We start from the raw sequence: 25,763 nt of genomic DNA on the forward strand, positions 1-25,763 counted from the left end.
ATAGAACAGGAAAAAGCAGAGTAGGTCACAATGCGTTAAGTGCCGCTGAGACGGGGAGTTGTTCAGCGGACGAAAGGGACGAAAATCCCCCTGCGGTATTGTGGCCGCATCCCGCTGCTGCAACTGTTTAGGCATCTCCTAAATCGCTGTGGCAACAGATGAATTTTTTACAGGAGGTGTCTTTTTCTATGCAAAAAAAACAGAATATTTTCGTCCAGTCTCTCCGAGAGCTGAAAAGTACGCGCTGCCTGGCGCTTACCGCGCTGTTGATCGCGGTCAACATCACACTGGATCTGCTCGGACTGACCATCAAGCTGCCGCCGAACCTGCGCATCGGTTTTGGCTTCCTGTGCAACGCGGCGATCGGCATGCTGTTCGGACCGGCGGTCGCTATGATGGCGGGCATAGGTACCGATGTGTTGGGTTATTTTGCCGGTAACCTGACGATGGGCGCATATTTCCCGGGCTTTACCGTTACCGCGATCATGGGCGGCTTATTCTGGGGGGTGTGGCTGTATCCCCGCCGGCTGACAGTCGGCCGCGCAATCGGAGCCAAGGTGTGCATCAACCTGTTCTGTAATATCGGCCTGAACTCCCTCTGGCTTTCCATGACAGGCGGCGAAGCGATGAATGTCCTGCTCGCGCTCCGTATCCCCAAAAACCTGCTGGTGCTGCCGCTGGAGGTCGTGTTGCTTTACTTCGGCATGAAAATGGTCCTGAAGATTTACATGGCGCTGCCGGGTACTGCAGGCGATGCGTGTGCGGTCAAAGCGGATACGACAAGATAAAAAGCACACCCCGAACCGGAAAGGGTTCGGGGTGTTTTTCTGTTTATAGGCTGCCGTTCTGCGCCGCCTGCCGAAGGCCGGGGCAAAGGTCAGCCATTTGGTGCCGTGGAAACGCGTTGTAAAGCAGATTGCGCGGCAGATCCAGTCCGCGACCATGGCGATCCAGATGCCGATCGCGCCGAGGCCGAACTGCACGGCAAGGATGTAGCCGCCGCCCAGACGCAGCAACATCATGGAGGCGATCGCGCAGAACATGGGATAGCGCACATCGTTGGCCGCGCGCAGCGCATTGGTCAGGGTAAAGGAGATCGGCCAGAACAGGATAGCGGAGCCGTTATGGATGAGCACCAGGATGCGCGCGAGGGAAAGCGCTTCGGGAGAGAGGCTGTAGATCCGCAGGACGAGCGGGCTGAACAGCATGCACAGCAGGCAGGTGCTGCCCAAAATAAGATATGTGATCTTGACCAGCTTTTTCGCCATGCGGCGTGCCTGCTCCGCGTCCCCAGCGCCGATGCATTGGCCGACGACCGTGATCATGGCGAGATTGATCGCTTGGCCGGGGATGATTCCGATCGAATCCAGATTGTTTGCGACCGCGTTTGCGGCGATCTGCGTTGTTCCGAACAGTGCAATAATGCTGACAACCAGCACGCGCCCCAACTGGAACAGGCTGTTTTCCAGGCCGTTAGGGACGCCGATCTGCAGGATGCGGCGGATCAGCCGGTTATCCGGCCGGAATGCCGTGCCGCGCCGCAGGGACACGGTGTGCGCGGGATTGAACAGCAGGATGGTAATAACTACCGCTGCGACAATGCGCGCGAACATCGAGGCGAGCGCCGCGCCCGCGACGCCTGTGTGAAAGCCGTAGATCATTGTTGCGTTGCCAACTATATTGACAATATTAATCAGCCCCGCGATCATCATGGAAACATTGGAATTGCCCTGCGCGCGGAACAGCGCCGCGCCGGCATTATAGATCGCTAGGACCGGATAGGAGAATATGCTGATGGTCAGATAGGTCAGCGCGCTTTGCATAACGTCCGGTTCGATCGAGCCGAACAGCAGGCGGAGCAGCGGCTCGCGCAGGAGCATGACGATCGTGGCGATGCCGATCGAGATCAGCGTGACGACGAAATAAAGCTGCTTGGCCGCGTCGCATGCGCGTTCGCGCTCCTTGAGCCGAGCAGCTGCGCCACCACGACCGCGCCGCCTGTTGCCAGGGCGGCAAAGATATTGATAATCAGCACGTTGAGCATATCGACCAGGGAAACGCCGGAAACAGCGGCCTCCCCAACCGAGGATACCATAATGGTGTCGGCCAGGCCGATGGTGATGGACAGGATTTGCTCCAATATCAGCGGCCAGATGAGTTTTTTCAGCGCTTTTGCTGAGAACAGATCCTTTTTCGTTTGCAATACGCCCTCTTTCTATAAAATGACGCGGTATGCTTCAATCAGGCGCTCCAACGACCACGCGGCGTTGGCCGGACTGGTGGAGGGGAGCTGTGTGATCGGCACATGGGTCTGCGGTTCGATAAGCTTGCGGTACAGCTCTGCAGATTTGCCGCCGGTGGCGAAAATACGCTCTATTTTGCTTTCCCGCAGCAGGCGGCCGATGTCGTTCGGCACGGCGTTTTTGATGCTGGTATCTGACGCGCCGGCGATATCGCATCGGGCGATAGTATCCCACAGCGCGATATGGTGGCGCAGGCACATGGCGCGTTTTTCTTCGATGGTCTGCGGAGGCTGCTCGCCTAATACGGCGGAAAGCACGCGCCAAAAGCGGTTTTGCGGATGGCCGTAAAAGAAACGGAGCTCGCGTGATTTGGGGCTGGGAATTGAGCCGAGCAACAGCACGCGGGATTCACTGTCATATAGCGGCGGGAAATTGTGGACAACGGTCTGGGTTTTCATAGTTCCTCCTCGATCACGTTGAGAAAGGCGCGAAATGCGCTGGGCAGCGCGTATGTGGCGCGCAGCGCTGGAGGGCTGACAAAGGTAAGCGGTTCCGGCTGGTTATCCAGCTCGATGTAATAGCCGTTCATATGCCACTCCACATGGGTGAAAATATGCCTGGCAGGACGGAGGGAAAGCATCCGGCGGAGCTGCCAGCCGAGTCCGGCAAGCGCGCTCCGCGTTTCCTCGGGCGAAAGATGCCCGTCGAGCGAGGGAAGCTCCCACAGGCCGGCAAGCAGGCCGGCGGAGGGGCGCTGCCGCAGGCCGACGAGCGTGCCGCAGCGCACGAGCAGTACGGTGCGGTTTTCGATGCGCCGCGCCTTTTTAGCGGCACGTAGCGGCAGGGAGGACGCATTTTTGTGGTGATAGCCCAAGCACAAGTGCTGCAGCGGACAGTCCCCGCAGCGCGGCGCGCCGTTGGGCAGGCATATGGTTGCGCCAAGCTCCATCAGCGCCTGATTGAGATCGCCCGGCCGATCCGCGGGCATCCATGCGGCAAAGCGTTCGCGCGTCTGCTTTTTATACCTGGCATCCGTGATCGGTGTGAAATCGTTATCCAGCCGCGCGGCAACGCGCAGCACGTTTCCATCCACCGCGGGAACGGGAATCCCATAGGCGATCGACGCGATCGCGCCGGCCGTGTATTCGCCGATGCCGGGAAGCGAAAGCAGCTTGTCATAATCCGCGGGAAGCTGGCCGCCGTATTCCTGGCAGAGTACGACAGCGGCGCGGTGCAGGTTGCGCACCCGACTGTAGTAGCCGAGCCCTTCCCACAGCTTCATGTAAACGGACTCCTCCGCTTCCGCCAGCGCGCGGATGTCCGGCAGCGCATCCATCCAGCCGTCGAAGTATCTACGCACAGCCTCAACGCGCGTCTGCTGAAGCATGATTTCGCTGATCCATACACGGTAAGGCGTGGGCAACGTGCGCCACGGCAGGTCGCGGTGTCCTTGGTCATACCAGCCGAGCAGCGGAGGAACAAGCGCGGGGGAAAGACCGTTCAACTTGTCTTGTCTCCCAGCGTTTCCCCAGTATAGAACATGGTGAAAACGGCGTCCGCGATATGGCGCCGCGCTTCGTCATGCACCTCTACCATATAGACGGCCGTCTTGCTGCCGCGCTTACGCTCATAGGCGACCGCGGTAAGCGTCGTACCCGCATGCCCAGGCCGGTAATAATGGATATTGCTGTCCAGCGTAACGGCGACGATACCGTGCGAAGCGGCGGCTGAGCCTGCGGCGATGTCGCAGAGCGTGAAAATCGTGCCGCCGTGCGCCATGCCGAGCGGATTGAGCAGCTCGTCGGTCAGGTCAAGCTCCACCGTCGCGCCGCCGTCCTCATCGAGGGTGATGACGCGCATATGCATCAGCTTGTTCAGGCCGTTTGCTTCCTGACGTAGTTTCAGGATTCTTTCGATTTCAGTTTTCATAAGCAAGGCTCCTTTGCATGGACATGGTGCGGCAATGCGCAGGCAGCCGCACCATGGAAGAATTGTTGAATTACTTTTATTATAATAGACCGCGAGGGATGCAGTCAAGCAAAGCGGCGGTGGATTCCATTACGAAAATAAAAAAGAATTGTTAAGGAAATGGAAAAACAACGGCATACAAGATGTAGTTATCACGGCACGATAGTGCAACAAAATAACGTGAAAATGATAAAAACAGGACGAAATGAAAGCTGAAAAGGACGAAAAAGGTTTTTTCGGTGCTTTACAAACGCTAATACAGCGAGTATAATAACAATAGTTTTATGATGGGGTAACAGAGATATGGCCAGTGATTTCTCTCGCACGCTCGCGCTTTTGCGGCGGGAAAAGAAAATAAGCCAGCGTACTGCTGCCGCCGACTTGGGGGTATCGCAGGCATTGCTCAGCCATTATGAAAATGGCCTGCGCGAACCGGGGCTGTCTTTTGTGGTACGCGCGGCGGATTACTATGGCGTATCCTGTGATTACCTGTTGGGGCGCTCGATGGCAAGAGACGGTTCGGCCGTGCCTGCTGGCAGGATGGATGGCAGGGAGGATGCTGAACAGGAAAAGAACCGTGTTGTGGAAGCGGCGGCGCTGCTGCTTGACTTGGCCGGCCAGACCGGAAGCGTGCAGCTCCCGCGCGAAGTGGAAGCGTACCTGTCGATTGCCGTTTATAAGGCATACCGATATATCTATATGGCCGATCCGGCGGGCGTAGAGGCTGTGTTCCGCGCGTCGCGGGAGCAGTTTGAGTACCTGTGCGATGCGCGCCTGAAGCAGCATGAGTTGCGCATCCGCACAGCAGCGCAGGGGGCGGCGGGCTTCGGCCTTTCGGCAGAGGAACTGCATCGTTTTCCGATGTCGCCCAACGAGATCAGCAAACGCTATCCGGAGCAGGCAGGGGCTTTCTTGACGATTTTGCAGCAGGTATCGGATTCAATTGAAGCGCTTGGAAAAAATGTGAGTATAAAATAAGAAAATTGAAAAAAACTGTTGACAGGTGGCGGTGGATTGTGATAATATAAATAACGTCGCTAAGACAGACAAAACCTGCGAAAACGCTGGTGTAGCTCAGTTGGTAGAGCAGCTGATTTGTAATCAGCAGGTCGGGGGTTCAAGTCCGTCCACCAGCTCCACCCTTTTAAGGCGGCATGCAATCGAATATGGGAGGTTTCCCGAGTGGCCAAAGGGAACAGACTGTAAATCTGTCGTCTATGACTTCGGTGGTTCGAATCCACCACCTCCCACCAGTTATGAAAAAGCACTCCAAGCGGAGTGCTTTTTGCATTAATATATCATTTTATTTAGTCTCCCGCTTAAATGCGTGAGCGGCAAAGCGTTGCCAGGTACGGAAGGCTGTAATCAGATAAGGCGGAGCGGGGACACAGGACAGCCCTCGGGCAATTCTGCTTTCCCAGAATTGCCCGAGGGTCATATGCAGGGAACGTGCCTACGATCCGGCCCACCAGCTCGGACAGTTCCCTAGAAGTCAGGGTGCGGTTGAACTCAATGACCGCGGGCCTCTCGGCGTTATCCCTAACAATTTGCTGAAAAAGAGAATCGATCGTATCCATCTTGCTGTTCCTCCATTGTGCTAATGTTGACAGGCTGGACACTTCGCCCGCCGAGTACGACGCGGCGCAGCGGCGTCCCGCAGATGGGGCAAGGCTAGCCCTAATGCCTGTAGACCTGCAAAAACGGTGTGTTGCGTTAGGCCTGCCCCTTGGTTTCATGTATTCCTCGGGCGTGGTCGCGTTTTTTTTCGATAAAGTAGGCGAGCCCTTCCTGGATGGCGGTCGACAGCCGCGCCCACTCCCCGCCGGTCAGGCTGCTTGCAGCGCGCACGGGTGCGATGCGCGCCGCGAATAGGATCTCGTCCGCATAGATATTGACGATGCCGGCGATGAATGCCTGGTTCATCAGGCATTCCCTGACGGTCTTTTCCGCCTTCCCAGGAGGGCGCGCAGGTAGTTTGCGAAAACGTCCGCGTCGAACGGCTCCTTGCCCAGCTTTGCGATGCCGCTGTAAGTATCGGCTTCCCCGTCTTGGAGCAGCCAGAAACGTCCGAACCGACGCGTATCCGAAAAGTGTGGCTCCCTGCCGCTGCTGAACGCTAGGATCAGGTGGGTGTGCTTCTCTTCCGGCATTTCGGCAGGGGGCAACAGGCAGCCGGTCAGCCGCAGGTGAAGAATTGCGCAGCCGCCGAGCGTCAGCCGGAAACGCAGGAATTTTTCCCAGCGCTCCAAACCGGATACCGTCTGTCCGGCCAGTTTCCGGCAGAATACCTCCGTGGCGGGGGGTGCGACCACCACCTGCCGTCGTATCTGGACGCGCTCGATCGTCAGCTCTTGTATCTGGGGCGCTATGACCCGCTTGATGGTTTTAACCTCCAACAGTTTCGGCATGGCGGCTCCCGTCCTTTCTGGCAGAGCGCTTGATCTGCTCGTGATAGAAATGGTTGACGACGACCGGCGGCGCGTCGAACGGCCACTGCATGCTGTCGTCGTTGGTCATATAGTCCAGCCCGAGCGAGGCGGCGTCGGCTTTGAGTTCTTGGTCCAGCATGCGCCAATAGCCGCGGTTTCCCTGTACATAAATTTCCTGATACAGCGGCAGCAGGTGAGGGTGTTTTTCACGGATATAATCCAATATTATCGTCTTGTAGTCGCCCCGCAGGTTGAGGTTTTCTAGCCAGATCAGGTTGCACTGCCCCTTGACCCGCCGGATGATGGCCGGCATATCGGTGATGCCCGGGAAAATAGGCGAGATAAAGCAGGTGGTGCGCCTCCAGCGCTATGAAAGGCTTGCATCGCGGCCAGCCGCTGTTCGATGGAGACCGCACCGTCCATGTCCTGCTGAAAGCACTCGTCCAGGGTGTTGATGAACCAGCGGGTGCAGAATGATATCGACCGGTTCCATCTGGTGCAGGACGTGCTGATGCGCCTGCCGCAGTTGGGTAATCGGGGGGACGCACCTTTGGAAGGAGATGGAGAAGCGCCTGATCGAGCACAAGCGATATATTACCCAGTACGGCGTCGATATGCCCAAAGTGAGAGGGTGGGTGTGGAGCGGCACAGAAAAATAACAGTGCCTTTGCGCCATAAAGCCCGTGAAACTGTTAACGGTTTCGCGGGCTTTTGATATAGGGAGAAGGGCGCAGACGATACCCGTCCAGCCTGCAGCCAATACGGCGCTGCCTTGCCGCATCAAACAATATTCCCCGCCAGCACGATCGGACAGGAAATGCGCAGGGAGGGTGATACAATGATAATCCGCGGTTCAGGGCGGGGAAGCCATGCTGACAGGGCAGCTCCCGCATAGGCGGCAAATAATGTGAGAAATGGGGAGGCGCCATACATGAAAGCAACGATATTTGCGCAGAGGGAACAGGTGGAGAACGCGGAAACGGGGAGAAGAGAACTGCCGGCTGCGCGGGAGGTACAACTCATAACAGGGGAAACGGTCGTCCTGTATGCGCTCGACACCGGTGAGATGCCGCTTGCCGACACCAATCAGATTACCTCGGTCCGCGCAGGGCTGGTGCTGAACAGTACGGCGGTCCGCTTGGGCGAGCACGGCACGGTGCGCGAACTGGCGGAGAGCGAGCTGTACCACTGGACGGATGCGAACGAATTTGACCGGTTTCAATACACACGGCCAGTGAGGATCAATAACCGGCGATACGCCGTTCATCTTCGGTTTGAAAATACAAAGGTAGGGATGGAGCAGGTGGTTGTTTATACGGATACCGGAGCGGGGACAGCCCGTGTAGACCGGTTGTGGCGCGCCATTCCGGATATTCGTATCGATCAGGGATCGAGCATGCTGGAAATGACCGCCGCCTATCTGCTTTCGGAGGAAACTATGTAAAAAGGCTGCGGCGGACCACTTTTTTCGTGTCTGCCGCAGCCTTTTTATAGGAAAATATTTGCTGACAGGGAAAGAAACCGCAGGCCTTTTCGCACGGAAATCCCTGTTCGGCGTCGTCCAGCGTGGATTATTCCACGCGGTAGAACACCAGGGACTCGTATGGCTGCAGGTGCAGATGCTTCTGTACCGCAGCGTCTTCATAGTTGAAAGGCAGGCAGCGGAAGCCGGTCAGGTCGACCGGACAGTCTTACTCGGTTTCCCTGCGGTAAAAGTTGTTGACCACGACCAGCGTTTCGCCGGCAGTACGGCGGGTGTAGGCGAGTATAGACGGATGCCCGCTGTCAAGCGGTGCAAAGTCGCCGTTGGCGGCCACATCATACTGCTTACGGAGCGCGATCAGCTTCTGGTAGTGGGCGACGAACACAGAATCGGGATCGTCTATCTGGCTGGCAGCATTGATCGCCGTATGGTTGGGATTCATTTCGATCCACGGCACGGCGGCGGAGAAGTCGCCAGTTTTGCTGCCATCCCATTGCATAGGCGTGCGGCTGTTATTGCGCGATTGTACGCGGAGGATATCATAGGCGCTGTCCTCATGCAGTCCACAGCCGCGCAGGATGTGGAAATGGTTGATGCTTTCCACGTCGCGGTATTGGTCGAGCGAGGAAAAGCCCAGGGTGGTCATGCCGGTCTCCTCGCCCTGATAGATATAGGGCGTGCCGTGCAGACAGTGGATAACCGTACCCAGCATCTTGGCCGACAGTTTCCAATATTCGCCCTTGTCGCCAAAGCGGGATACCACGCGCGGCTGGTCGTGGTTGCACCAGAAAACCGCGTTCCAGGCGTTGTGCTCGCTCATGCCAGTCTGCCACGAAAACAGGATATCCTTGAGCTTTTGAAAATCAAATGGCACAAGCCACCATTGCTTACATAATCCACCTTCTTGAGGTGATGGAACGAGAATACTATGCTCAACTCGCCGGTATCCGCCCCCGCATATTGGTAGCAGTTCTGCATCAAAGCGGAAGCCCTTGTTGAGGTCAGCCTGCGTGAGGTCGAACAGGTGCAGGTACCATTTGCCCTTTTCCGGAAGATACTTCCAAGCGTTGCCACCGAATTTGCTTTCCCAGTTGTTTGGCGGCGTGCCGTCGGGACCGCCTTCGCGCCAGATATAATAATCCTCGTAATTAGGATCGCCGGAAAGCGCTTTCCGAAACCATTTATGTGGTTGAACCCCATAAGGAGAAGATCGAATCCGGCCAGTATCCGCCGCAGGAACTGCTGCCATCCGAGCATACGCTGATCGCTGGGCTGCCCGCGCAACACGCTGCGCCGTGCGGTCGGCGAGTTGGCGCGGGCCGGTTATGTGCGGACTATGCGGGGAAAAGGTGTGCGCAATATTTTTGAACCCGCGCGGCAGGCCACATTTACCCTTGGTACGATCGAAACCTTTGCCGAATCGGCCGCGCGCAATCACTGGAAAGGAACGAGCGGGGTGCTGCGCTTTTCAGAGGTGGCGACCAATCCGGCGCTGGCGGAAAAGACCGGCTTTTCGGAGGGGACAAGGCTGTATTCTATCCAGCGTCTGCACTATCTGAACGGACGGCCGTTGATCCTGAACCGCAGCTCCTTCCGGCAGGATGTGGCATGAAACTTGACACGGGAGGTTGCTTCCGGCTCGATTTACCGTTATCTGGAACAGGAGCTGCATGTTTCGATCGTCAACAGCAAACGGGTGGTAACGGTGGAAAAGGCGACGCCACTTGACTAGGAGTATCTGAATTTGGGGGACTGCAACGGTCTTGCGGTTGTCATCAGCCAAACCTATAACGGCGATGGCGTCATGTTTGAATATACCCGGTCCCGCCATCACCCGCAGTATTTCCGCTTTCAGGACAACGCTGTGCGTAAGACGGGGAGTGCGTCCTGACGAAAGACGCGCGGAGCGGGTTGGGAAAAACGCTTCAACGAACGGTGCCTGACCGGCGTCTAACTATATGAAAGGAGGACACAGGATATGAGGCTGCTGAAAAAGAAATCAAATGTCGACGAAGAATAATTCATGGAGTTGATTGATGCGCGGAAAGACTCGTTTTACTGCGTGGCCTATAGCTATACCAGAAACCGAGAGGATGCGCTCGACGTCGTCTCGGAGAGTGTGTGTAAGGCATATACGCATCTGCACCGGCTGGAGGATGTTGATGCGTTCTATCCGCAGTGTCCAACACGGCGCTGTCTTTGCGGCGGAAACGGAAAAAATCATGTATTGCTCGAGTATATATCCGAAACCGCCGCGGAGCCGGAACCTGTAGCGGATATCATTGCTCTGCTCAACTAGTCGACCGATATCCAGCCAGTACAGGCGTTTTTGGAGGAGCATTTTACCGCCGCTGATGAAGAGGTGCGGGAGCGCTTCTGACCGGCCTGACCGGATGGCTGGCTACCGAATTAGAAAACGTTGCCTAAACAATAATTATTGTAAACCTAAAAATAAAATAGGTTGACGGTGGAGTGTGGGTATGTTATACTGATTCTCGATTAAAAGGCAGGAAATGCATCCACGGGAAAAAGGCGCTTGCGGAAAATATGCGATAGATCGGAAGCGTACCATAGGAGAGAAAGAATGAGAACGGCAAAAACGAAAAACTTGATTCTTTGCGGTTTGTTTACCTCGCTGATCGTTGTAGGGGCGTTTATTCGGATTCCCATTCCAGTGGTGCCGTTTACGCTGCAGCTTTTATTTACCATGCTGGCAGGGCTGCTGCTGGGAGGAAAATGGGGCGCTGCTTCGGTCTGCATCTACATTGTGCTTGGGCTTATGGGGCTGCCGGTATTTGCGGAAGGTGGCGGCTTGGCCTATGTGCTGAAACCGAGCTTTGGCTATATTATCGGGTTTGCCATTGCATCCTATGTCACGGGACGCATCGCAAACAAAGCCGCCAATCCGGGATATAAGCGGTTGCTTGTCGCTAACTTTATCGGGCTTGGAATCGTGTACTTATTCGGAATGGTATATTATTATCTGATAAGCAATTTCTATTTGGGCACTCCAATCGGTTTGTGGCCCTTGTTCCTGTACTGTTTTATTCTGGTCGTGCCTGGTGATATTGTGCTGTGCATTCTCGGCGCCATCCTGGGAAAACGGCTGATCCCTATCATGAATCGGATGTGATGTGATGATGAAAGCTTTACAGCAGTTGACGGAAAAAGTTCTAAGCGGCGAACCGATCACAAAGGTGGAAGCGATGTGCCTTTACCAGCAGCCACTGGACGAACTGTGTAAAAGCGCGGATGCTATCCGGCGACATTTTTGCGGCAACCGGTTTGATATCTGCACGATTATCAACGGGAAGAGCGGGCGCTGCTCGGAAAATTGCAGGTTTTGCGCGCAGTCCGCGCATAACCATACCGGCGCCGCACAGTACCCTTTGCTGCCGGAAGAGGAGATCATTGCGCAGGCAAAGCGCAATCAGGAACGGGGAGTACTCCGTTATTCCATCGTCACATCGGGCAAACGGCTGTCTGATGGGGAGGTGGAGCAGATGTGCTGGGTTGTGCAAGAAATAAAAAGGACGGTTGGCATTTCGGTCTGCGTATCCTTTGGCCTGCTGGACAAGAGGCAATTCCGCAAGCTGAAGGAGGCGGGCGTAACGAGAGTACACAACAATCTGGAAACCTCCCGCAGGAATTTTCCGCATATTTGCACGACGCATACCTTTGACGACAAGGTGCAGGCGATCCACGCGGCGCAGGCGGCAGGGCTTTCGGTATGCAGCGGGGGGATCATGGGGCTTGGCGAAAGAGCTGAAGACCGGATCGACATGGCGATAGAGCTGCGCAGGCTGCAGATCAAAAGCGTTCCGGTCAATATGCTCAACCCCATTCCCGGTACACCGATGGAAAATAACCCTCGATTGACCGTGGAGGATATGCGGCGGATCGTTGCAGTATACCGTTTTATTCTGCCGGACGCTTCGATCCGGCTGGCAGGCGGCAGGGGGCAGCTGCCGGATAAGGGCAGGAGCTGCTTTACCTCCGGCGCTAACGCGGCGATTTCCGGCGATATGCTGACAACTGCCGGCATTACCACGCAAACCGATATGGAGCTGCTGAAAGGTCTGGGATACGAGGTGGGCCTTTGCAATGAGTAAAAAAATATTTATTACAGGCACGGGAACCGATGTTGGTAAGACCTATGTAACGGGTCTGATCATCAAAAAGCTTTGGGGAAATAAAAGGAACGCCGCCTATTACAAGGCGGCGATGAGCGGGAATGACCGCAGGGCGGACGGCAGTCTGCTTGCGGGCGACGCCCTGCATGTAAAGGCGGTTTCCGGTATTGCGCAGCCGATAAGCGAGATGTGTCCCTATCTCTATGAAACAGCGGTTTCTCCGCATCTGGCGGCCCGCATGGAGGGCAATCCAGTGGAGCTGAAGCGGGTGCTCCATGATTTTGATAAAGTGTGCGGCCGTCATGAATATGTTACGGCGGAGGGTTCAGGCGGCATTGTCTGCCCGCTCCGCTTCGACGGACAGGAACTGCTGTTGGAAGATTTCATCAAGGCGCGGAAGCTGAGCAGCCTGATAGTGACGGATGCGGGGCTGGGTACGATCAATGCCGTGGTGCTGACCACGGAATATATGAAGGCGCATCAGCTTCCGGTCAAAGGGATCATTTTTAACCACTTCGATCCGGAGAGTATGATGCATCAGGATAATCGATCGATGTGTGAATACATGACAGGGTTAAAGGTGCTGGCCTGCGTAAAAAACGGGGACACGGATTTGGATATCCCACTGGAAACGCTGGAATCCTTATATGAATAAAACAGGAAGGGAATAAAATGATCTGGTATCCATATCAACAGATGAAAACCATGAAGCCGCCTTACCAGATTGTAGATGCGGAAGGGGTTTACCTTTATACAGAAAACCGGAAGCTGATCGACTCCGTATCTTCCTGGTGGAGCGTTATCCATGGGTATAAGCATCCGGAGCTTAACCAGGCGATCACGGAGCAGTTGGGGAAATTTGCTCACGTCATGCTGGGAGGGCTGACCCATGAACCGGCGCAGAAGCTGTCTGACAAGATGCAGGAATGGCTCCCAGGCGATCTGGACTGCTGCTTCTTTTCGGATTCCGGCAGTGTCGCTGTGGAGGTCGCGCTGAAGATCGCCCTGCAGTATTACGTCAATCGGGACGAAACGCAGCGGACCATGGTGCTGGCACTGGAACACGCCTATCACGGGGACACGTTCAAGGCCATGGAGGTAGGCGACGACGAGGATTATCATTTTGTTTTGAAGGCCTATGGGAAAAGAGAAAAGGTCATCCATATCCCGACGGAAATCAAAGCGCTGGAAAAAGCCTTTGCGGCGTACCATGAGCGCCTGAACTGCTTTATTGTCGAACCACTGCTGCAGGGGGCGGGCGGCATGCGGATGTATGATATATCTTTCCTGAAGCGCGCCAGGGAGCTTTGCGACCGCTATGGCGTACTCCTGATTTTTGATGAGGTCGCTACGGGCTTCGGCCGTACCGGAAACCGTTTTGTTGCGGATCTGGTCCTGCCGGATATCCTTGTGCTTGGAAAAGCGTTGACCGGCGGATATATCGGTCATGCCGTCACGGTTACAAGCCACAGGGTATACGAAGGCTTTTATGACGACGATCCCGCCCATGCCTTGATGCACGGGCCGACCTTTATGGGGAATGCTTTGGCCTGCAGTGTAGCGCTGAAATCCATTGAGCTGTTTGAAAAACAGGATTATATGTCCAAAATACACAGGATAGAGGCGATCACACGCAGGGAAATGAGAGGCTTTTCCGATCCGCGGATCAAGGAGATCCGCATTATGGGTGCCTGCGTGTGTGTTGAGGTATACGATCCCCAGACGATTGCGGGATACCAACAGTTTGCCTTTGAGCGGGGCGTGTTCAGCCGGCCTTTCCTGAATTATATGTATGCGATGGTACCTTATGTGATTACGGAGGAAGCGCTTGTCAGGGTTTTGGATACCATGAAAGCATGGTTTGCCGAGGGATGAAACAAAACGGGAGGAACGGCGATCGGCGTTCTCAATGCCTATGAGCGGACGTGCAACTGCAATAGAGCGACCCGAACAGGAGACTGTTAATGAAACGGGTAAAAAGGGCATGATTGGCAGATCGGGGCCGCTGTTGTTTATGATCCCTCCGAAAGCTGCTTTTGGAAAGAATGTATTCCAGCACAAAAACAAATTCGCCCATATCTGCCTGCGCGACAGGCTTTTGCCGTTTCCCATGAGAAAAATCTTGCCGGAGACGGTTTTTTTTTGCTTTCTGGCATATTGCAGCAGCTTGCGGCACAGTTTAGCAGGCAGCAGGGTGGTGCGTATCTTCCCCTTGAGGGGGATTCCCGCGCGGCTTCGACAGTGATATACCATGCTTCGGAAACGCGGATGCCGGTGGCGCAGATGGCTTCCAAGAGCAGGGAGAGACGTTCTCGGCCCTGGGCGCGGGCGGCGTCCAGCAGGTATTTTTCGAACGTGCCGGTACCGCGCTCCTCCGCGCGTAAATAGCGGATGTAGCCCGTGATCAGCTTTTCTGCTAATTGGTATTGTTTCATTCTGATTTTCCCCCCCCGTCTGCAAAAGTAGTGCTTTTATTGTTCTTTGCAGACATGTACTTATCCGAAAAAGCCGGGGCAGATACGATACCTTTTCATATCGGACATGCCATGCTCCGGTGGATAATACAGCAGAGGCTCACAGCATGATTTGCTGTGAGCCTCCGCTGTTTGAAAGGGAAAATCGGGGGGATAACCGACGAGGGATCAGCCGATGCCGCCCCATGCAATGCCCAAAACAAAGCAGAGGACACATAATGGGACGAACACATATTTACCAAACGGGATAAACCACTTCATGACCGGTTTTTCCGAGCCAAGCTGTGCTGCAGCGATCGCCGTATCTTTCTTCATGATCCAGAAGAACATGATGCCAGCGGTCACTGCACCAAGCGGGAGGATGTAGATCGAAACCATATCCATCCACTGAGAAGTCCAGGGCTGGATCATCAACGCGATAGCCAGGGAAACCGCATGTACAATCACCGTCGGGACCCAGCGTTTCAGTTTGAACTGATCCTGCAGGAAGTTGATCGGCACCTCGAGCAGGTTGATGACCGACGAAACGCCTGCGAACAGGATCGCCACATAAAAGAAGATAACGATCAGTCTTGCGACGCCGCCCATGCTGTTAAATACAGGCAGCACGGAGACGAACATCAGACCGGGGCCGCCGTCGCCGAGATCGCCGCCAGCGGAAGCCATAGCGGGGATAATGACGAACATTGCCAGCAGCGCCGCGGAGGTGTCCATGATCGCGCAGATGATAGCGGACTGGCGGATCTTGACATTATCGCCCAGATAAGAGCCGTATACGACCGAGCCGGAGCCTGCAACGGACAGCGAGAAGAAGCACTGCCCAAATGCGTAAACCCATACTTCCGGACTCTTGAGCCCTTCCGGATTCAGCGTAAAGATATACTTGTAGCCTTCCGAGGTACCCGGAGTGAAGATCATCAGGACTGCCAGTGCGATAAACAGCACATACAGTGCCGGAATCATGATCTTACAGGATTTTTCGATGCCGCCCGCAACGCCCATGACCATGATCAGCAGGGAAACGATTACGCCGACGATGATCCACAGGTTATTTGCGCCGCCGGTAGCGAAGGTCATCTTGATCGCTTCGCCAAGGCTATCTGCTTCCGGAGCAACTGCGCCGAACGCGCCGCCGATAGCGCTCATATCCTGCCCCATCGCGGTGAGCTCGCCAGTGATCGCCATTTTGGTCCAGTAGAACACCCAGCCCATAATAACCGCGTAGCCGGTAGCCAGGCAGAAAGCGCCGATAATCGGAACTGCGCCCAGCCATTCGCCGACCGATTTTGATTTGCCGCCGTTTTCCATAGCCTTACCGAACGCGCCGGACGGGCCGCTTTTCGCCCAGCGGCCAAACGAAAATTCTTCCATCATACCGGACTGGCAGATGATAAATGCAAATATGAAATAAGGGATCAGGAACGTTAATCCCCCGTACTTGGACACCAGCATCGGGAAGCGCCATACGTTTGCCATACCGACGCAGGAACCAACAGCGGCCATGATAAAGCCCCACTGGGACCGAAAGCCATCCTGATTTTGAAGCTTGCCGTTATTCTCCATTCTTTACACCCCTTCATGACATGAGCCAAACATGAACCGGTAAGGCCGCGGAAACTATTCAGTTATCCGCGGCCCGATTCATCACACTTGCCCTGCGCGCTTTCCACGCGGCGCAGGTTACGCCCAGATTTTCATACGGATGAGCTTACTTCTCTTCGTTGGGGTAGGGCTCGAGGAAGGCATGGAAGTGACGCATCGGCAGCTTGTGGCCCCAAACGATGCGCATGTTCGGGATGGACTCGCGATCCTCATACAGCGCCTTGACCGCCGCGATGACGTAATCCAGATGCTCTTGGGTCAGACGGCTGCGGTCGATCGCGAAGCGGACCACGTTCGCCAGCTCAGCCTGCTGCTCAGGGGTCTTGAGGTCGTATTCCATGGAGTAGTCGCCCAGTTCGGAAACACGGATGCCGTAGCGGCGGATCAACTCCAGCGAGAAGCCCTCGCCCGCGAAGGTATCGTGGCCGCGCTTGCCGTCGAAGAACTCATCCATGTTGATGTACACCGCGTGGCCGCCGGCCGGCAGCACGACGCCCTTGACGCCCGCCTTGTAAAAGCCCTCGGCCAAGTAGTTGCACTGTGCAACGCGCTCGTTCAGGTAGTTGAAGTCGCAGCTCTCGTACAGGCCGACCGCCAGCGCCATGATATCACGGCCCGACATGCCGCCGTACGAATCGTTGCCGTAGCAGGAGATCTGCTTGACCTTCAGCGTAACGCCGACATCGGTGATGATGTTGCCGTTCTCGTCAAAGTCGGAGAAGTTCTTCCAGAACAGGCCCTTGTCGCGGAACGCCAGCATGCCGCCCATGTTGGCGTGGCCGTCCTTCTTGGCAGACATGGTGAACGCGTCGCAGTACTGGAACATCTCGGTCGCGATCTCCGCGATGGACTTGTCGGCGTAGCCCTCTTCGTTCATCTTGATGAAGTAGCAGTTCTCCGCCCAGCGCGCTACGTCGAATACCAGCGGGATATTGTACTTATGCGCAACGCGGTTGATCTCCTTGATGTTCGCCATGGAAACCGCCTGGCCGCATACCGGATTGTTCGTGATGCAGCAGAATACCAGCGGCACGTTTTCCGGACCGACGCCTTGGATGAGCTGCTCGAGCTTCTCGATGTCCATATTGCCCTTGAAGGGGTTCTTCTCGTAGCGGCCGCCTTCGGGTACTTCGTACAGCAGCTCCTTGTTGTACAGGTTGCGCGGGATCGAGCCCATCTGCTTGATGTTGCCCTCGGTCGTGTCAAAGTGGCCGTTGGACGGGATGGTGAACTTCTTGCCCGGGTATCGGCGAGCCAGAATATTGCGGACAATCTCCATCAGCACGGACTCCGCCGCGCGGCCCTGCTGGATGATAAAGGCGTTCGGACGCTCCATTTGCTTGGCGCCGCCGTTGAACAGCCCGCCCTCGTACTCGCACAGGTATACCTCGTTCATCATCTTCTCTACGTCGCGGCAGTCCGTGCGCACCAGGTCGATGATCTTCTTCCAGTTCTTCTCGCCCCCGCGCTCAAAAATGTCGCGGAAGGTATCCAGCAGTACATAATACCCCGTGTTGCGGCCGTACGCCTCGTCGCCCAGAAACAGCGACGCCCACTGGTGGTTGGTCATCGCGGTGGTACCCGAGTCGGACAGCATATCGACCGTCAGCATAGCGGCCGGAAACGCGAACTCGTTCCAGTGCGTCGCGTTCAGCGCGCGCTCGCGCTGCTCGATCGTGACTTCGGGGATGTCACGAACAGCGAACGTATAGTGATGCGGTGCAGGTACATCCAGCGGATAGTGAGCCATTTTTTTGTCCATATTTATTACCTCCAATTGATCACGGCGCGGTATGCGCCTTTTGTTAGAGGATACCCCGGTCATCGTATGCCGGCCTGCGTCTCCGGCGTCGCGACTGGCGGACAGTACCTTACAAGGGGAACAGGGGGAAAACGCTTACAGGGCCGCGATGACTTCGATCTCTACCAGGGCGTCCTTCGGCAGGCGCGCCACCTCGACCGCCGAACGGGCTGGGTAACCGCCTTCACCAAAGAAGGTGGCGTATACCTCGTTCATGGCACCGAAGTTGTTCATGTCGCTCAGGAACACCGTGGTCTTAATCACGCGGTCCATCCCGACCCCCGCTTCCGCAAGTATCGCCTTGACGTTCGTCAGAGACTGTCTCGTCTGCTCTGCGATCCCTTCCGGAAAGCTTCCTGTCGACGGGTCGATCGGCAGCTGGCCCGATGTGATCACCAGCCCATCCACCGCTACCGCCTGTGCATACGGCCCGATCGCCGCCGGCGCCCGTTCCGTATTTATCTCCTTTTTCATCTTTCACCCTCCTCCTTCGTTTTTTCTGAGATTATTTTATTATGAGGAGAATTATTTGTCAAGGTGTTTTATGCAATTTGTATAAATATATAAAATTTTTTTGTTTATTTAGTGATATATTGCACGTAATTGGTGATCTGCGATAAAAAAAATTTGTTTGTTTGCGCAAAACTGTAAAAGGTTGGGCAGCCAAGTGGTGCTTGCAGGAAAGGGAAGGCGTTTACTGTTTCACAGCGCGATGAAAAAAGAGGGAAAAACGGTCGTTAAGATACCGTATAGAAATGCGGCTAACCTGCCAATTTCCTTAAGGTCGCTTGACTTGCTGTTTTATTGATGCTATTTTTGTACCGCTGGGATAAGCGGTGGAGTCTGTCATAGAACCCCTTTGCGGTTTCTATTTATTCGCAGCAGTTTAGATGATTGGGGAGGGTGCGCCGCCTTTCCTGATAGAATGAGCAGGCCCTCCCACCTTGAGGTCCTGCTCATTTTTTGCAACTGGATAGAGCGGTGCAAATGCGGCCGCATACTTCAAACCAGTGTTGTGTCAGGAAGCGGATATCCGCAGTCTGTTCGGAATATTAGAGAAGCGGCTGCCGGTGTTAAGACGGCGTTTGTGGAATCAGCCCCTCTTTTGTGCGGCTGCGTGCAACTATCTGTATTAAGAAGAAAAGCTAAGTCGAAAGGGTGGTCGTATGGAAAAGGGAAGAAAAACCACGTTGGAAGAGCGGATAGAAATTGTAAGCTACTGCATCGCGCATGGAAAAGACTATGCACTGACAATAAAAGAATACCATGTTTCCTATTATCAGATTTATGGATGGCTGCGGAAGTTTGAGGCCGAGGGTCCAAAAGGCTTGCTTGACCGACGCGGCAGGCGGAAGGATATGCTGCCGGTAAGCGAAATCGCGCAGCTCTCCGAGCGTCGCCTGAACACAGGAACGGGAAAAACACGGGGCAGCGCGGAGGCGTCTGCCGCCGATGGAACGGCAGCAGGCGGCGAGGAACTCTCCCAGGAAAAGCGCGGCGAGATAATCGATATCCGGCTGCGCATCCAGTCCGAGCTTTTGGAAAAGCTCTCGGAGGTATAAAATAAAAAACAGAAAACCACGGTTTTCCGCGGTTTTCTGTTTTTTTCCGTTTATAGCAAGCCGGCGGCCATAGGCAGTCCCAAACTGATGAAAGGAACATAAGTGACCAGCAACAGGCCGACCAAAATAGCGACGTAATACCATAGCATATAGGGCATGACGCCGGATAGCGTCGATCGTCCTACCTTGATTGCGACGAAAAGCGTGTTGCCGACTGGCGGAGTGATATTGCCGATGCACAGGTTGTAGACCAAAATCAGGCCGAACTGTACAGGATCCATACCAAAGGTCTTGACAACCGGCAGGAACAGCGGCGTGAAAATCAGGATCGCCGGCGTAACGTCCATGAACGTACCGGCAATGAGCAGGATGACGTTCATGATCAGCAGGATGATGATGGGGTTCTGCGTCAGGCCGAGCAGGGCCTCGGAGATTGCCTGCGGGATCTGGGTGAATGCCATGACCCAGCCGAGAATGTTGGATACGCCGATCAGGAAGACGACCATGCCGCTCATTTTCGCACTGTCCACAACAATGTTCCAGAAGGATTTTAAGGTGATGTTGCGGTAACAGATGCCCAGGATCAGTGCGTAGACGACCGCGATGGCCGAGCCTTCGGTTGCGGTGAAGATGCCGCCGACGATACCGCCGATGACAACAACGATCAGAGAAAGCGAAGGAATGGCGCGTAATGTCGCAACGCCAAGGTTTTTCCAGTCAAATTTTCCTGGGATGCCTTTATAACCTTTTTTGGTAGCGATGATTACGGCAACAACCATACAGCAGAGCGCCCAAATGATGCCGGGGATATAGCCCGCCAGGAACAGAGCGGCTACAGAGGTGCCGCCCGCGGCAAGAGAATAGGTAATCAGTGCGTTGGACGGGGGAATCAAAAGGCCGGACGGGGCGGAAGCGCCGTTCGTGGCGGCGCAGAGCGCCTTGTCGTAGCCCTGCTCCTCTTCGCCTTTTTCCACCATGCTGCCGACCGCAGCGGCCGCCGCGGAAGCGGAACCCGAGATCGCGCCGAACAGCGCGTTGGCGCCGATATTGGTCACGAGCAACGCGCCGGGTAGCTTGCCCAGTATCGCCATAACAAAATCCACCAGGCGTTTAGCGATGCCGCCCTGGTTCATCAGGTTGCCGGCGAGGATAAAGAAAGGAATTGCGGTCAGGCTGAATTTACTCATGCCGACAAAGATACGCTGTGCGCCGGTAACGACCGATACGTCAAGCGAAACGGTCTGCAAAATCGCGACTAGGGACGCGATACCAATGGAATACGAGATCGGTACGCCGACGATTAGCAGTACTGCCAGCACGCCGATGATAATCAGCAAGGATTCAATAGCCATAGTTTATGCTCCCTCCTGTTTTGTTTCTGTGCCGTTTTTGCAGATATCGGCAATATTCAACACGGTATAGATCATGTTCAACACGCCGCAAAGGGGAAGCACGACATAGAATACGCCGACAGCGACGCCGAGCGACGAGGTCATCTGTCCCAAGGCAAGCTGGGAGATCTGCACGCCGCCATAAACCAGAATGATGGCGGAGAAAGCAAAGGCGACCAGCTCGCCGAGAATACCGAGCGTTTTCTGCATGCCCGCGCCCACGCGCTCTACGACGATCGGGATATTCATATGGCCGCGCTCGCCCGTAATTAGGGACGCGCCCAAAAGGCTGGCCCAAGCAAACAGGTAGGAAACCAGCTCCTCAGACCAGGGAGAGGGATCCTGCAGCACATAGCGGGTGAAGACCTGCCAGCAGGTCAGGACGACCATTGCGATAAAGCTTACGCCGGCAAGCACATTGAGCAGTTTGGTGAGTACATTTCTCAGCGCTTTCATTTTTCTGACACCTCCCTCAGGACTCAGTCGACGGGTATTGCTTGTTATAAGCCTGTATTGCGTCATAAATAGGCTTCAGGTCAGGGTATTGCTCGAGCATGGCGTCGTGCATCGGCGCGCAGGCCACCTGGAATGGCGCCGTGTCGGGATAGATGAAATGGACGCCCTGCTCGTTTTCCGCGCGGTCCTTAGCGTTTTCGACCGCGGTTACCCACTCTTCCCGCTGAACTTGGTTGACCAGCTCGAAGCCCTCGTCGAAGACCGCGCGCTCCTCCTCGCTCAGCCCGTCAAGGAATGCGATATTGCCGATCAGGATATCCGGTATCATCTGGTGCATGTCGTAGGAATAATATTTGCACACGTCGCCGTGACCGTTGTCGGTCAGGGCCATTTCGTTATTTTCCGCCCCGTCGATGATCTTGGACTGGAGCGCGGTGTAAACATCGCCGAAGCCCATCGGGGTGGCGGAGCCACCCAGCAGGCTCATCATCTGCACGTTGGTGGGGGATTGCTGCACGCGGATCTTCAGGCCTTTCAGGTCGTCGGGGGTCTCGATCGGCTTATCGACCGTATAGAAGTTGCGTGTACCCGCATCCAGCCAGGTCACGGCCTCAAAGCCCGCCTGTTTGGTGGATTCGAAAATCGGGCCGGTAATGGCTTCGTCGTCCATAGAGGCGTGGTACGCTTCGCTGGAGGCGAACAGGTAAGGTAGGTTGAACAGTGTGTAGTTATCGCTGAAGGTTTCCAGCAAGGAATTGCTGGCCACACAGAAGTTGATGGCGCCCGTCTGGGTCAACTGCACCATTTCGTTCTGCGAGCCGAGCAGCTCGCTGGGGAAAACCTCGACGTCATACTTGTCGCCGAGCTTGCTTTCGATGAACTCCTCAAAAGCAACAAGCGCAAGATGCGTCGGATGGTTGGTGGATTGGTTGTGACCAATTCGGATGATTTCCCGCTGGTCTGCGGCCGAACTGTTACCGCAGCCTGCGAGCGCGCCGAGCATCAGCGTTGCAGACAATGCCAGCGCCGCCGCACGAAATCTTTTTTTCATAAGCGTCTCCCTTTTATTCTTTCAGTTGCCGCAAGATAATGCACTTATTCCAGCCCGATATACTGCCAGATATTATTGAAGCAGATATCCTCAATGATTTTGCCGATACCGTCGTAATCCGCGGGTGCCATGCCGGAGGCAATCCATCCGCCGACCAGCTCGCACAGCACGCGGCGGAAATATTCGTGGCGCGGATAGGAAAGGAACGAACGGCTGTCCGTGAGCATGCCGACAAAGCGGCTGAGCACGCCAATATTGGCTAGGCTCTTGAGTTGGGCGGTCATACCGTCGAAATGATCGTTGAACCACCAGGCGGAACCGAACTGGATTTTGCCCGCCGTGCTTTCGTCCTGGAAGCAGCCCGCTGCGGCAATGAGCTTGTCGTTGTCCGCTGCGTTGAGCGTGTAGAGGATGGTGCGGGGCAGCTTGCCGCGTACCGCCATACGGTCGAGTAGGGCGGCGAGCGAAGCGGCGGGGATGGTATCGCCAATCGAGTCGCAGCCGATATCCACGCCGATCGAGCGGAAGCGCTGCGTGTTCAGATTGCGGATCGCGCCGATATGGAGCTGCATAGCAAAGCCCTTGTCCGCATACAGGCCGCCCAGGAAGTCCATGATAGCCGACTGATAGGCCGCGACCTCGTAATCGAGCAGCTGCTCGCCGGCCAGCGCCTTGGACATGGCCTCCTCCGCCGCGCCTTCATCCCAGACGGTGAAATCGGGCGCGCCGAACGAATGGTCGGATAGGCGGCAGCCGCATGAGGCAAAATACTCTACACGGGCGGCCAGCGCCTGCTTGACGTCGTCAAGCGTGCGGACGTAAATTCCGGACGCGGCGCCCAGCTTCTGCAGATAGGCGGGATAGCCAGCGGAAAGGATATCCAGCGCTTTTTCCGGACGGAAGGTAGGCAGCACCTTGGTTGTAAAGCTGTTGTCCTCCGCCAGCAGACGATGGTAGCGCAGGTCATCAACCGGATCGTCCGTCGTACAAAGGGCGCGTACATTACTTTCAGAGATCAGGGACCGTGCCGCGCCATCCGGACTTTTCAGCTTGCTGTTCGCGCGCTCCCACACCGAATCGGCGGTTTGGCTGCTCAGCAGCTCGTCAATGCCGAAGAAGCGCTTGAGCTCCAGATGGGACCAGTGATAAATGGGGTTCCCAATGAGGCAGGGCATAATCGCAGCGAAGCGGTCGAACTTGTCCCGATAGCTGGCGTTTCCGGTGACGTATTCCTCCGGCACGGCGTTTGCGCGCAGGACACGCCACTTGTAGTGGTCCCCCGCAAGCCAGGCCTCGCCGATATCCGAGAACTGCTTGTTTTCGTAGATCTCTGCCGGGCTGAGGTGGCAGTGATAATCGAAAATCGGCATGCGCTCCGCATGCTCGTGATACAGCCTGCGCGCGGGCTCTGTGGTCAGGAGGAAATCGTCGTGAATGAAACCTTGCATCTGTAAAACCTCTCTTTCTGAATATAATATCGGGGAAATGATTTCTTTTTCCCTCTTTTTGTACTCTTATTATACCGTTTTGCAAAAGTCGATTCTCGGGATATCCTGCTTGAAATATGGTGAATATTGCTATATAATATAAACACATACAAAAGAGGGGAGGAGAAATTGTTGGATTTGCATAAAGATATTTTTACTCAAAGACAAACGATGGAGCGGACGGATTTTGAATGCTATCACTATCTGGACGTTGTTCCTCCCGAGGTGGATTTCCATGAGCATGCGTTCTATGAGATTTTCTTTTTCCTGTCCGGCGAGGTGTCCTACAGCATCGAAGGCCGCACCTATCAGCTGCGGCCGGGGGATATCCTGCTCACGGATAATCGGGATATTCACAAGCCGGACATTCGAAAAGGCAGGCCGTATGAACGCTTTGTGATCTGGATTCATCCGGATTTCCTGGCGCAGACTGCGGGGAAAGGCGCGGACCTGACCGCTTGCTTTACGGATGCGAGCCAGAAAAAGTACAAGCTGATCCGGCCGGAGAGCAATGTGCTTTCGCGGCTGAAAGGGATCTGCGAAAAAATGCTGCACAGTCGGGACGAGGAGGAGTTCGGAAGCGGCACGCTTTCGGCAATCTACCTGCTGGAATTTCTGGTTTACCTCAATCGCGCCTATTTTGCCACGCCGGACGCTATTCGAAAGGATGTCACGGAAAATGAAAAAATAAACGAGGTTGTGGCCTATATTAACGATTATTTTTCGGATAATTTGACACTTGACCGTTTGGCGGACGTGTTTTTTATCAGCAAATCCTATCTGGCGCATCAATTTAAGCTCTATACGGGGCTGACGCTCTATCAATTCATTATAAAGAAGCGCCTGACGGTTGCGCGCAACATGCTGTGCGAGGGGGTGCCGGTCATGACCGCCTGCATGCAGTGCGGGTTTAACGATTACTCCAATTTTATCAAGGCGTTCAAACGGGAATTTGGGCGCAATCCTAAGGAGTTTATCCGGAAAAAGTGAGGAAGGAACCGATCGGTTCGTTCCGCAATAAAATGCCTTACGGAAGCGTATTGCGTTTTTCGGGAAAGGGTGTTTTTGTGCGGATACAGATGCTTTCGGTTTTGGCTTTTTCCGCAGCGGCAAGCGCGGACAGCCTGGTCGTGGGGTTATCCTATGGGTTGCGGAAAATAAAGGTCGACTGGAAATCCAATCTTGTGGTGGCTCTGCTGTCACTCGCGGGGACAGTCTGCTCCATGATTTTAGGGCGGATGCTCCTGCCGGTGCTGCCTGACCGGTTTGAAAATGTATTGGGTGGCGGTATTATCATGGGCATCGGACTGTTCAGCCTACTGCGGCCCTGGTTTTCCCAAAAGGGAAAGGATGGCAGGGAGCGTGTTCCGCGTGCATTGACGCTGAAAAGCACCCTGCTTTTGGGCGCGGCGCTGGCGGTAAACAACATTGGGCTTGGCGTGGGCGCCAGCATTACCGGCATGCGGCTCGTTCCAACGGCGGCCTGCGCCTTTTTATGCAGCCTGCTGTTCTTTTTCGGCGGGAATTGGATCGGCGGCCTGCGGGAAGGCGGCATAATCGGATGGTTAGCCGAACCCGTGGCTAATCTGCTGATGGTCGGGCTGGGGATATTTGAAATTCTGGTGTGAACGGACATATGGGCGCATATTACCATGAAGAAGCAGAACAGAGGGGACTTTCGTC

27 protein-coding genes, 2 tRNA genes, 1 pseudogene and 1 riboswitch are annotated in these 25,763 nt (G+C 55.2%); of the genes and pseudogenes, 15 read left to right on the forward strand and 15 right to left on the reverse strand.

Annotated features, from left to right (window positions below):
- Positions 1 to 14: 14 nt before the first annotated feature.
- Positions 15 to 119: riboswitch (THF riboswitch) on the forward strand.
- A gap of 69 nt (positions 120 to 188) precedes the next feature.
- Positions 189 to 788, forward strand: coding sequence for a folate family ECF transporter S component (locus RX717_RS15995; RefSeq protein WP_159068027.1), 600 nt, complete (start codon positions 189 to 191; stop codon positions 786 to 788).
- Between the two features lie 90 nt (positions 789 to 878).
- On the opposite strand, the pseudogene RX717_RS07025 reads toward RX717_RS15995, so the two are convergent.
- The 4 genes and pseudogenes from RX717_RS07025 to RX717_RS07045 form a co-directional block, all read right to left on the reverse strand.
- A pseudogene (locus RX717_RS07025) lies at positions 879 to 2,185 on the reverse strand (MATE family efflux transporter); the annotation flags it as partial.
- A 30-nt stretch (positions 2,186 to 2,215) separates the two neighbouring features.
- Positions 2,216 to 2,701 carry a DNA-deoxyinosine glycosylase gene (locus RX717_RS07035; RefSeq protein WP_054326275.1) on the reverse strand — a complete coding sequence of 162 codons (486 nt, stop codon included), beginning with the start codon at positions 2,699 to 2,701 and terminating at the stop codon, positions 2,216 to 2,218.
- The gene (locus tag RX717_RS07040) at positions 2,698 to 3,747 is read right to left on the reverse strand and encodes an A/G-specific adenine glycosylase (protein ID WP_107630592.1); all 1,050 of its coding nucleotides are present in this window, start codon (positions 3,745 to 3,747) and stop codon (positions 2,698 to 2,700) included. Before RX717_RS07040 ends, RX717_RS07035 begins: the two co-directional genes overlap by 4 nt.
- Positions 3,744 to 4,172: a PaaI family thioesterase gene (locus tag RX717_RS07045; protein ID WP_054326277.1), complete on the reverse strand. Its 429-nt coding sequence runs from the start codon at positions 4,170 to 4,172 to the stop codon at positions 3,744 to 3,746. Before RX717_RS07045 ends, RX717_RS07040 begins: the two co-directional genes overlap by 4 nt.
- 342 nt (positions 4,173 to 4,514) lie before the next feature.
- Here RX717_RS07045 and RX717_RS07050 point away from each other — a divergent pair, with 342 nt between their 5' ends.
- The 3 genes from RX717_RS07050 (at position 4,515) to RX717_RS07060 (ending at position 5,464) form a co-directional block, all read left to right on the forward strand.
- Positions 4,515 to 5,189 carry a helix-turn-helix domain-containing protein gene (locus tag RX717_RS07050; protein ID WP_107630591.1) on the forward strand — a complete coding sequence of 225 codons (675 nt, stop codon included), beginning with the start codon at positions 4,515 to 4,517 and terminating at the stop codon, positions 5,187 to 5,189.
- Positions 5,190 to 5,274: 85 nt separating this feature from the next.
- A tRNA-Thr gene (locus RX717_RS07055) sits at positions 5,275 to 5,350 on the forward strand.
- Positions 5,351 to 5,379: 29 nt separating this feature from the next.
- Positions 5,380 to 5,464, forward strand: a tRNA-Tyr gene (locus tag RX717_RS07060).
- Between the two features lie 460 nt (positions 5,465 to 5,924).
- On the opposite strand, the gene RX717_RS07065 is transcribed toward RX717_RS07060, so the two are convergent.
- The 3 genes from RX717_RS07065 to RX717_RS07075 are packed head-to-tail and all read right to left on the reverse strand — an operon-like array spanning position 5,925 to position 6,953.
- Positions 5,925 to 6,134, reverse strand: a complete 210-nt coding sequence (locus RX717_RS07065) for a hypothetical protein (RefSeq protein ID WP_107630590.1) — start codon at positions 6,132 to 6,134, stop codon at positions 5,925 to 5,927.
- Positions 6,134 to 6,619: a DNA-formamidopyrimidine glycosylase family protein gene (locus tag RX717_RS07070; protein ID WP_107630589.1), complete on the reverse strand. Its 486-nt coding sequence runs from the start codon at positions 6,617 to 6,619 to the stop codon at positions 6,134 to 6,136. The genes RX717_RS07065 and RX717_RS07070 overlap by 1 nt, the downstream gene beginning before the upstream one ends.
- Positions 6,597 to 6,953, reverse strand: coding sequence for a hypothetical protein (locus tag RX717_RS07075; RefSeq protein ID WP_107630588.1), 357 nt, complete (start codon positions 6,951 to 6,953; stop codon positions 6,597 to 6,599). Before RX717_RS07075 ends, RX717_RS07070 begins: the two co-directional genes overlap by 23 nt.
- A 618-nt stretch (positions 6,954 to 7,571) precedes the next feature.
- On the opposite strand from RX717_RS07075, the gene RX717_RS07080 reads away from it, so the two are divergent.
- Positions 7,572 to 8,084 carry a hypothetical protein gene (locus RX717_RS07080; protein ID WP_054328431.1) on the forward strand — a complete coding sequence of 171 codons (513 nt, stop codon included), beginning with the start codon at positions 7,572 to 7,574 and terminating at the stop codon, positions 8,082 to 8,084.
- Positions 8,085 to 8,331: 247 nt separating this feature from the next.
- Here the strand turns inward: RX717_RS07080 and RX717_RS07085 are convergent, their stop codons facing one another.
- Entirely contained in the window at positions 8,332 to 9,372 is a 1,041-nt protein-coding gene (locus RX717_RS07085; RefSeq protein WP_107630587.1) for an alpha-amylase family glycosyl hydrolase, read from the reverse strand.
- A gap of 102 nt (positions 9,373 to 9,474) precedes the next feature.
- On the opposite strand from RX717_RS07085, the gene RX717_RS07090 reads away from it, so the two are divergent.
- The 7 genes from RX717_RS07090 to RX717_RS07120 all read left to right on the forward strand — a co-directional run bounded on the left by RX717_RS07090 (position 9,475) and on the right by RX717_RS07120 (position 14,501).
- On the forward strand, positions 9,475 to 9,735 hold the full coding sequence (locus tag RX717_RS07090) for a UTRA domain-containing protein (RefSeq protein WP_307718884.1): 261 nt from the start codon (positions 9,475 to 9,477) through the stop codon (positions 9,733 to 9,735).
- A 411-nt stretch (positions 9,736 to 10,146) separates the two neighbouring features.
- Positions 10,147 to 10,422 (forward strand): hypothetical protein, encoded by a 276-nt coding sequence (locus tag RX717_RS07095; RefSeq protein WP_107630586.1) that lies wholly within the window; start codon positions 10,147 to 10,149, stop codon positions 10,420 to 10,422.
- Positions 10,423 to 10,707: 285 nt separating this feature from the next.
- Positions 10,708 to 11,256 carry a biotin transporter BioY gene (locus tag RX717_RS07100; protein WP_107630585.1) on the forward strand — a complete coding sequence of 183 codons (549 nt, stop codon included), beginning with the start codon at positions 10,708 to 10,710 and terminating at the stop codon, positions 11,254 to 11,256.
- Positions 11,257 to 11,263: 7 nt separating this feature from the next.
- Positions 11,264 to 12,235: a biotin synthase BioB gene (gene bioB, locus RX717_RS07105; protein ID WP_054328434.1), complete on the forward strand. Its 972-nt coding sequence runs from the start codon at positions 11,264 to 11,266 to the stop codon at positions 12,233 to 12,235.
- Positions 12,228 to 12,911 (forward strand): dethiobiotin synthase, encoded by a 684-nt coding sequence (gene bioD, locus RX717_RS07110; RefSeq protein ID WP_054328427.1) that lies wholly within the window; start codon positions 12,228 to 12,230, stop codon positions 12,909 to 12,911. Before bioB ends, bioD begins: the two co-directional genes overlap by 8 nt.
- 17 nt (positions 12,912 to 12,928) lie before the next feature.
- A complete protein-coding gene (bioA, locus tag RX717_RS07115) occupies positions 12,929 to 14,131 on the forward strand; it encodes an adenosylmethionine--8-amino-7-oxononanoate transaminase (protein ID WP_107630584.1) in 1,203 nt (400 codons plus the stop codon).
- Between the two features lie 40 nt (positions 14,132 to 14,171).
- Entirely contained in the window at positions 14,172 to 14,501 is a 330-nt protein-coding gene (locus RX717_RS07120; RefSeq protein WP_316960635.1) for a hypothetical protein, read from the forward strand.
- A 397-nt stretch (positions 14,502 to 14,898) separates the two neighbouring features.
- On the opposite strand, the gene RX717_RS07125 is transcribed toward RX717_RS07120, so the two are convergent.
- The 3 genes from RX717_RS07125 to RX717_RS07135 form a co-directional block, all read right to left on the reverse strand.
- Complete coding sequence (locus tag RX717_RS07125; RefSeq protein WP_107630583.1) at positions 14,899 to 16,293, reverse strand: sodium-dependent transporter; 1,395 nt, start codon at positions 16,291 to 16,293, stop codon at positions 14,899 to 14,901.
- A 145-nt stretch (positions 16,294 to 16,438) separates the two neighbouring features.
- Complete coding sequence (locus tag RX717_RS07130) at positions 16,439 to 18,094, reverse strand: tryptophanase (protein WP_242977896.1); 1,656 nt, start codon at positions 18,092 to 18,094, stop codon at positions 16,439 to 16,441.
- Positions 18,095 to 18,229: 135 nt separating this feature from the next.
- Positions 18,230 to 18,607, reverse strand: coding sequence for a RidA family protein (locus tag RX717_RS07135; protein ID WP_054328573.1), 378 nt, complete (start codon positions 18,605 to 18,607; stop codon positions 18,230 to 18,232).
- 692 nt (positions 18,608 to 19,299) lie between these two features.
- Between RX717_RS07135 and RX717_RS07140 the strand changes: the two genes are divergently transcribed.
- Positions 19,300 to 19,695, forward strand: coding sequence for a helix-turn-helix domain-containing protein (locus RX717_RS07140; RefSeq protein ID WP_107630582.1), 396 nt, complete (start codon positions 19,300 to 19,302; stop codon positions 19,693 to 19,695).
- Positions 19,696 to 19,745: 50 nt separating this feature from the next.
- Here the strand turns inward: RX717_RS07140 and RX717_RS07145 are convergent, their stop codons facing one another.
- From RX717_RS07145 to uxaC, 4 genes are read right to left on the reverse strand one after another with little or no spacing between them, the layout of a single operon-like run.
- Positions 19,746 to 21,047 carry a TRAP transporter large permease gene (locus tag RX717_RS07145; protein ID WP_054326063.1) on the reverse strand — a complete coding sequence of 434 codons (1,302 nt, stop codon included), beginning with the start codon at positions 21,045 to 21,047 and terminating at the stop codon, positions 19,746 to 19,748.
- A gap of 3 nt (positions 21,048 to 21,050) precedes the next feature.
- Positions 21,051 to 21,542: a TRAP transporter small permease gene (locus RX717_RS07150; protein ID WP_107630581.1), complete on the reverse strand. Its 492-nt coding sequence runs from the start codon at positions 21,540 to 21,542 to the stop codon at positions 21,051 to 21,053.
- A gap of 16 nt (positions 21,543 to 21,558) precedes the next feature.
- Positions 21,559 to 22,593, reverse strand: coding sequence for a TRAP transporter substrate-binding protein (locus RX717_RS07155; protein WP_107630580.1), 1,035 nt, complete (start codon positions 22,591 to 22,593; stop codon positions 21,559 to 21,561).
- A 44-nt stretch (positions 22,594 to 22,637) separates the two neighbouring features.
- A complete protein-coding gene (uxaC, locus tag RX717_RS07160) occupies positions 22,638 to 24,041 on the reverse strand; it encodes a glucuronate isomerase (RefSeq protein WP_107630579.1) in 1,404 nt (467 codons plus the stop codon).
- A gap of 171 nt (positions 24,042 to 24,212) precedes the next feature.
- Here uxaC and RX717_RS07165 point away from each other — a divergent pair, with 171 nt between their 5' ends.
- Together RX717_RS07165 and RX717_RS07170 are read left to right on the forward strand one after the other, a co-directional pair.
- Positions 24,213 to 25,070, forward strand: coding sequence for an AraC family transcriptional regulator (locus tag RX717_RS07165; RefSeq protein ID WP_242977800.1), 858 nt, complete (start codon positions 24,213 to 24,215; stop codon positions 25,068 to 25,070).
- Positions 25,067 to 25,708 (forward strand): manganese efflux pump, encoded by a 642-nt coding sequence (locus RX717_RS07170; RefSeq protein WP_107630578.1) that lies wholly within the window; start codon positions 25,067 to 25,069, stop codon positions 25,706 to 25,708. The genes RX717_RS07165 and RX717_RS07170 overlap by 4 nt, the downstream gene beginning before the upstream one ends.
- The last annotated feature ends 55 nt before the right edge of the window (positions 25,709 to 25,763 follow it).

Source organism: Intestinibacillus sp. NTUH-41-i26 (assembly GCF_032769475.1).
Classification (GTDB): Bacteria; Bacillota; Clostridia; order Oscillospirales; family Butyricicoccaceae; genus Agathobaculum; species Agathobaculum ammoniilyticum.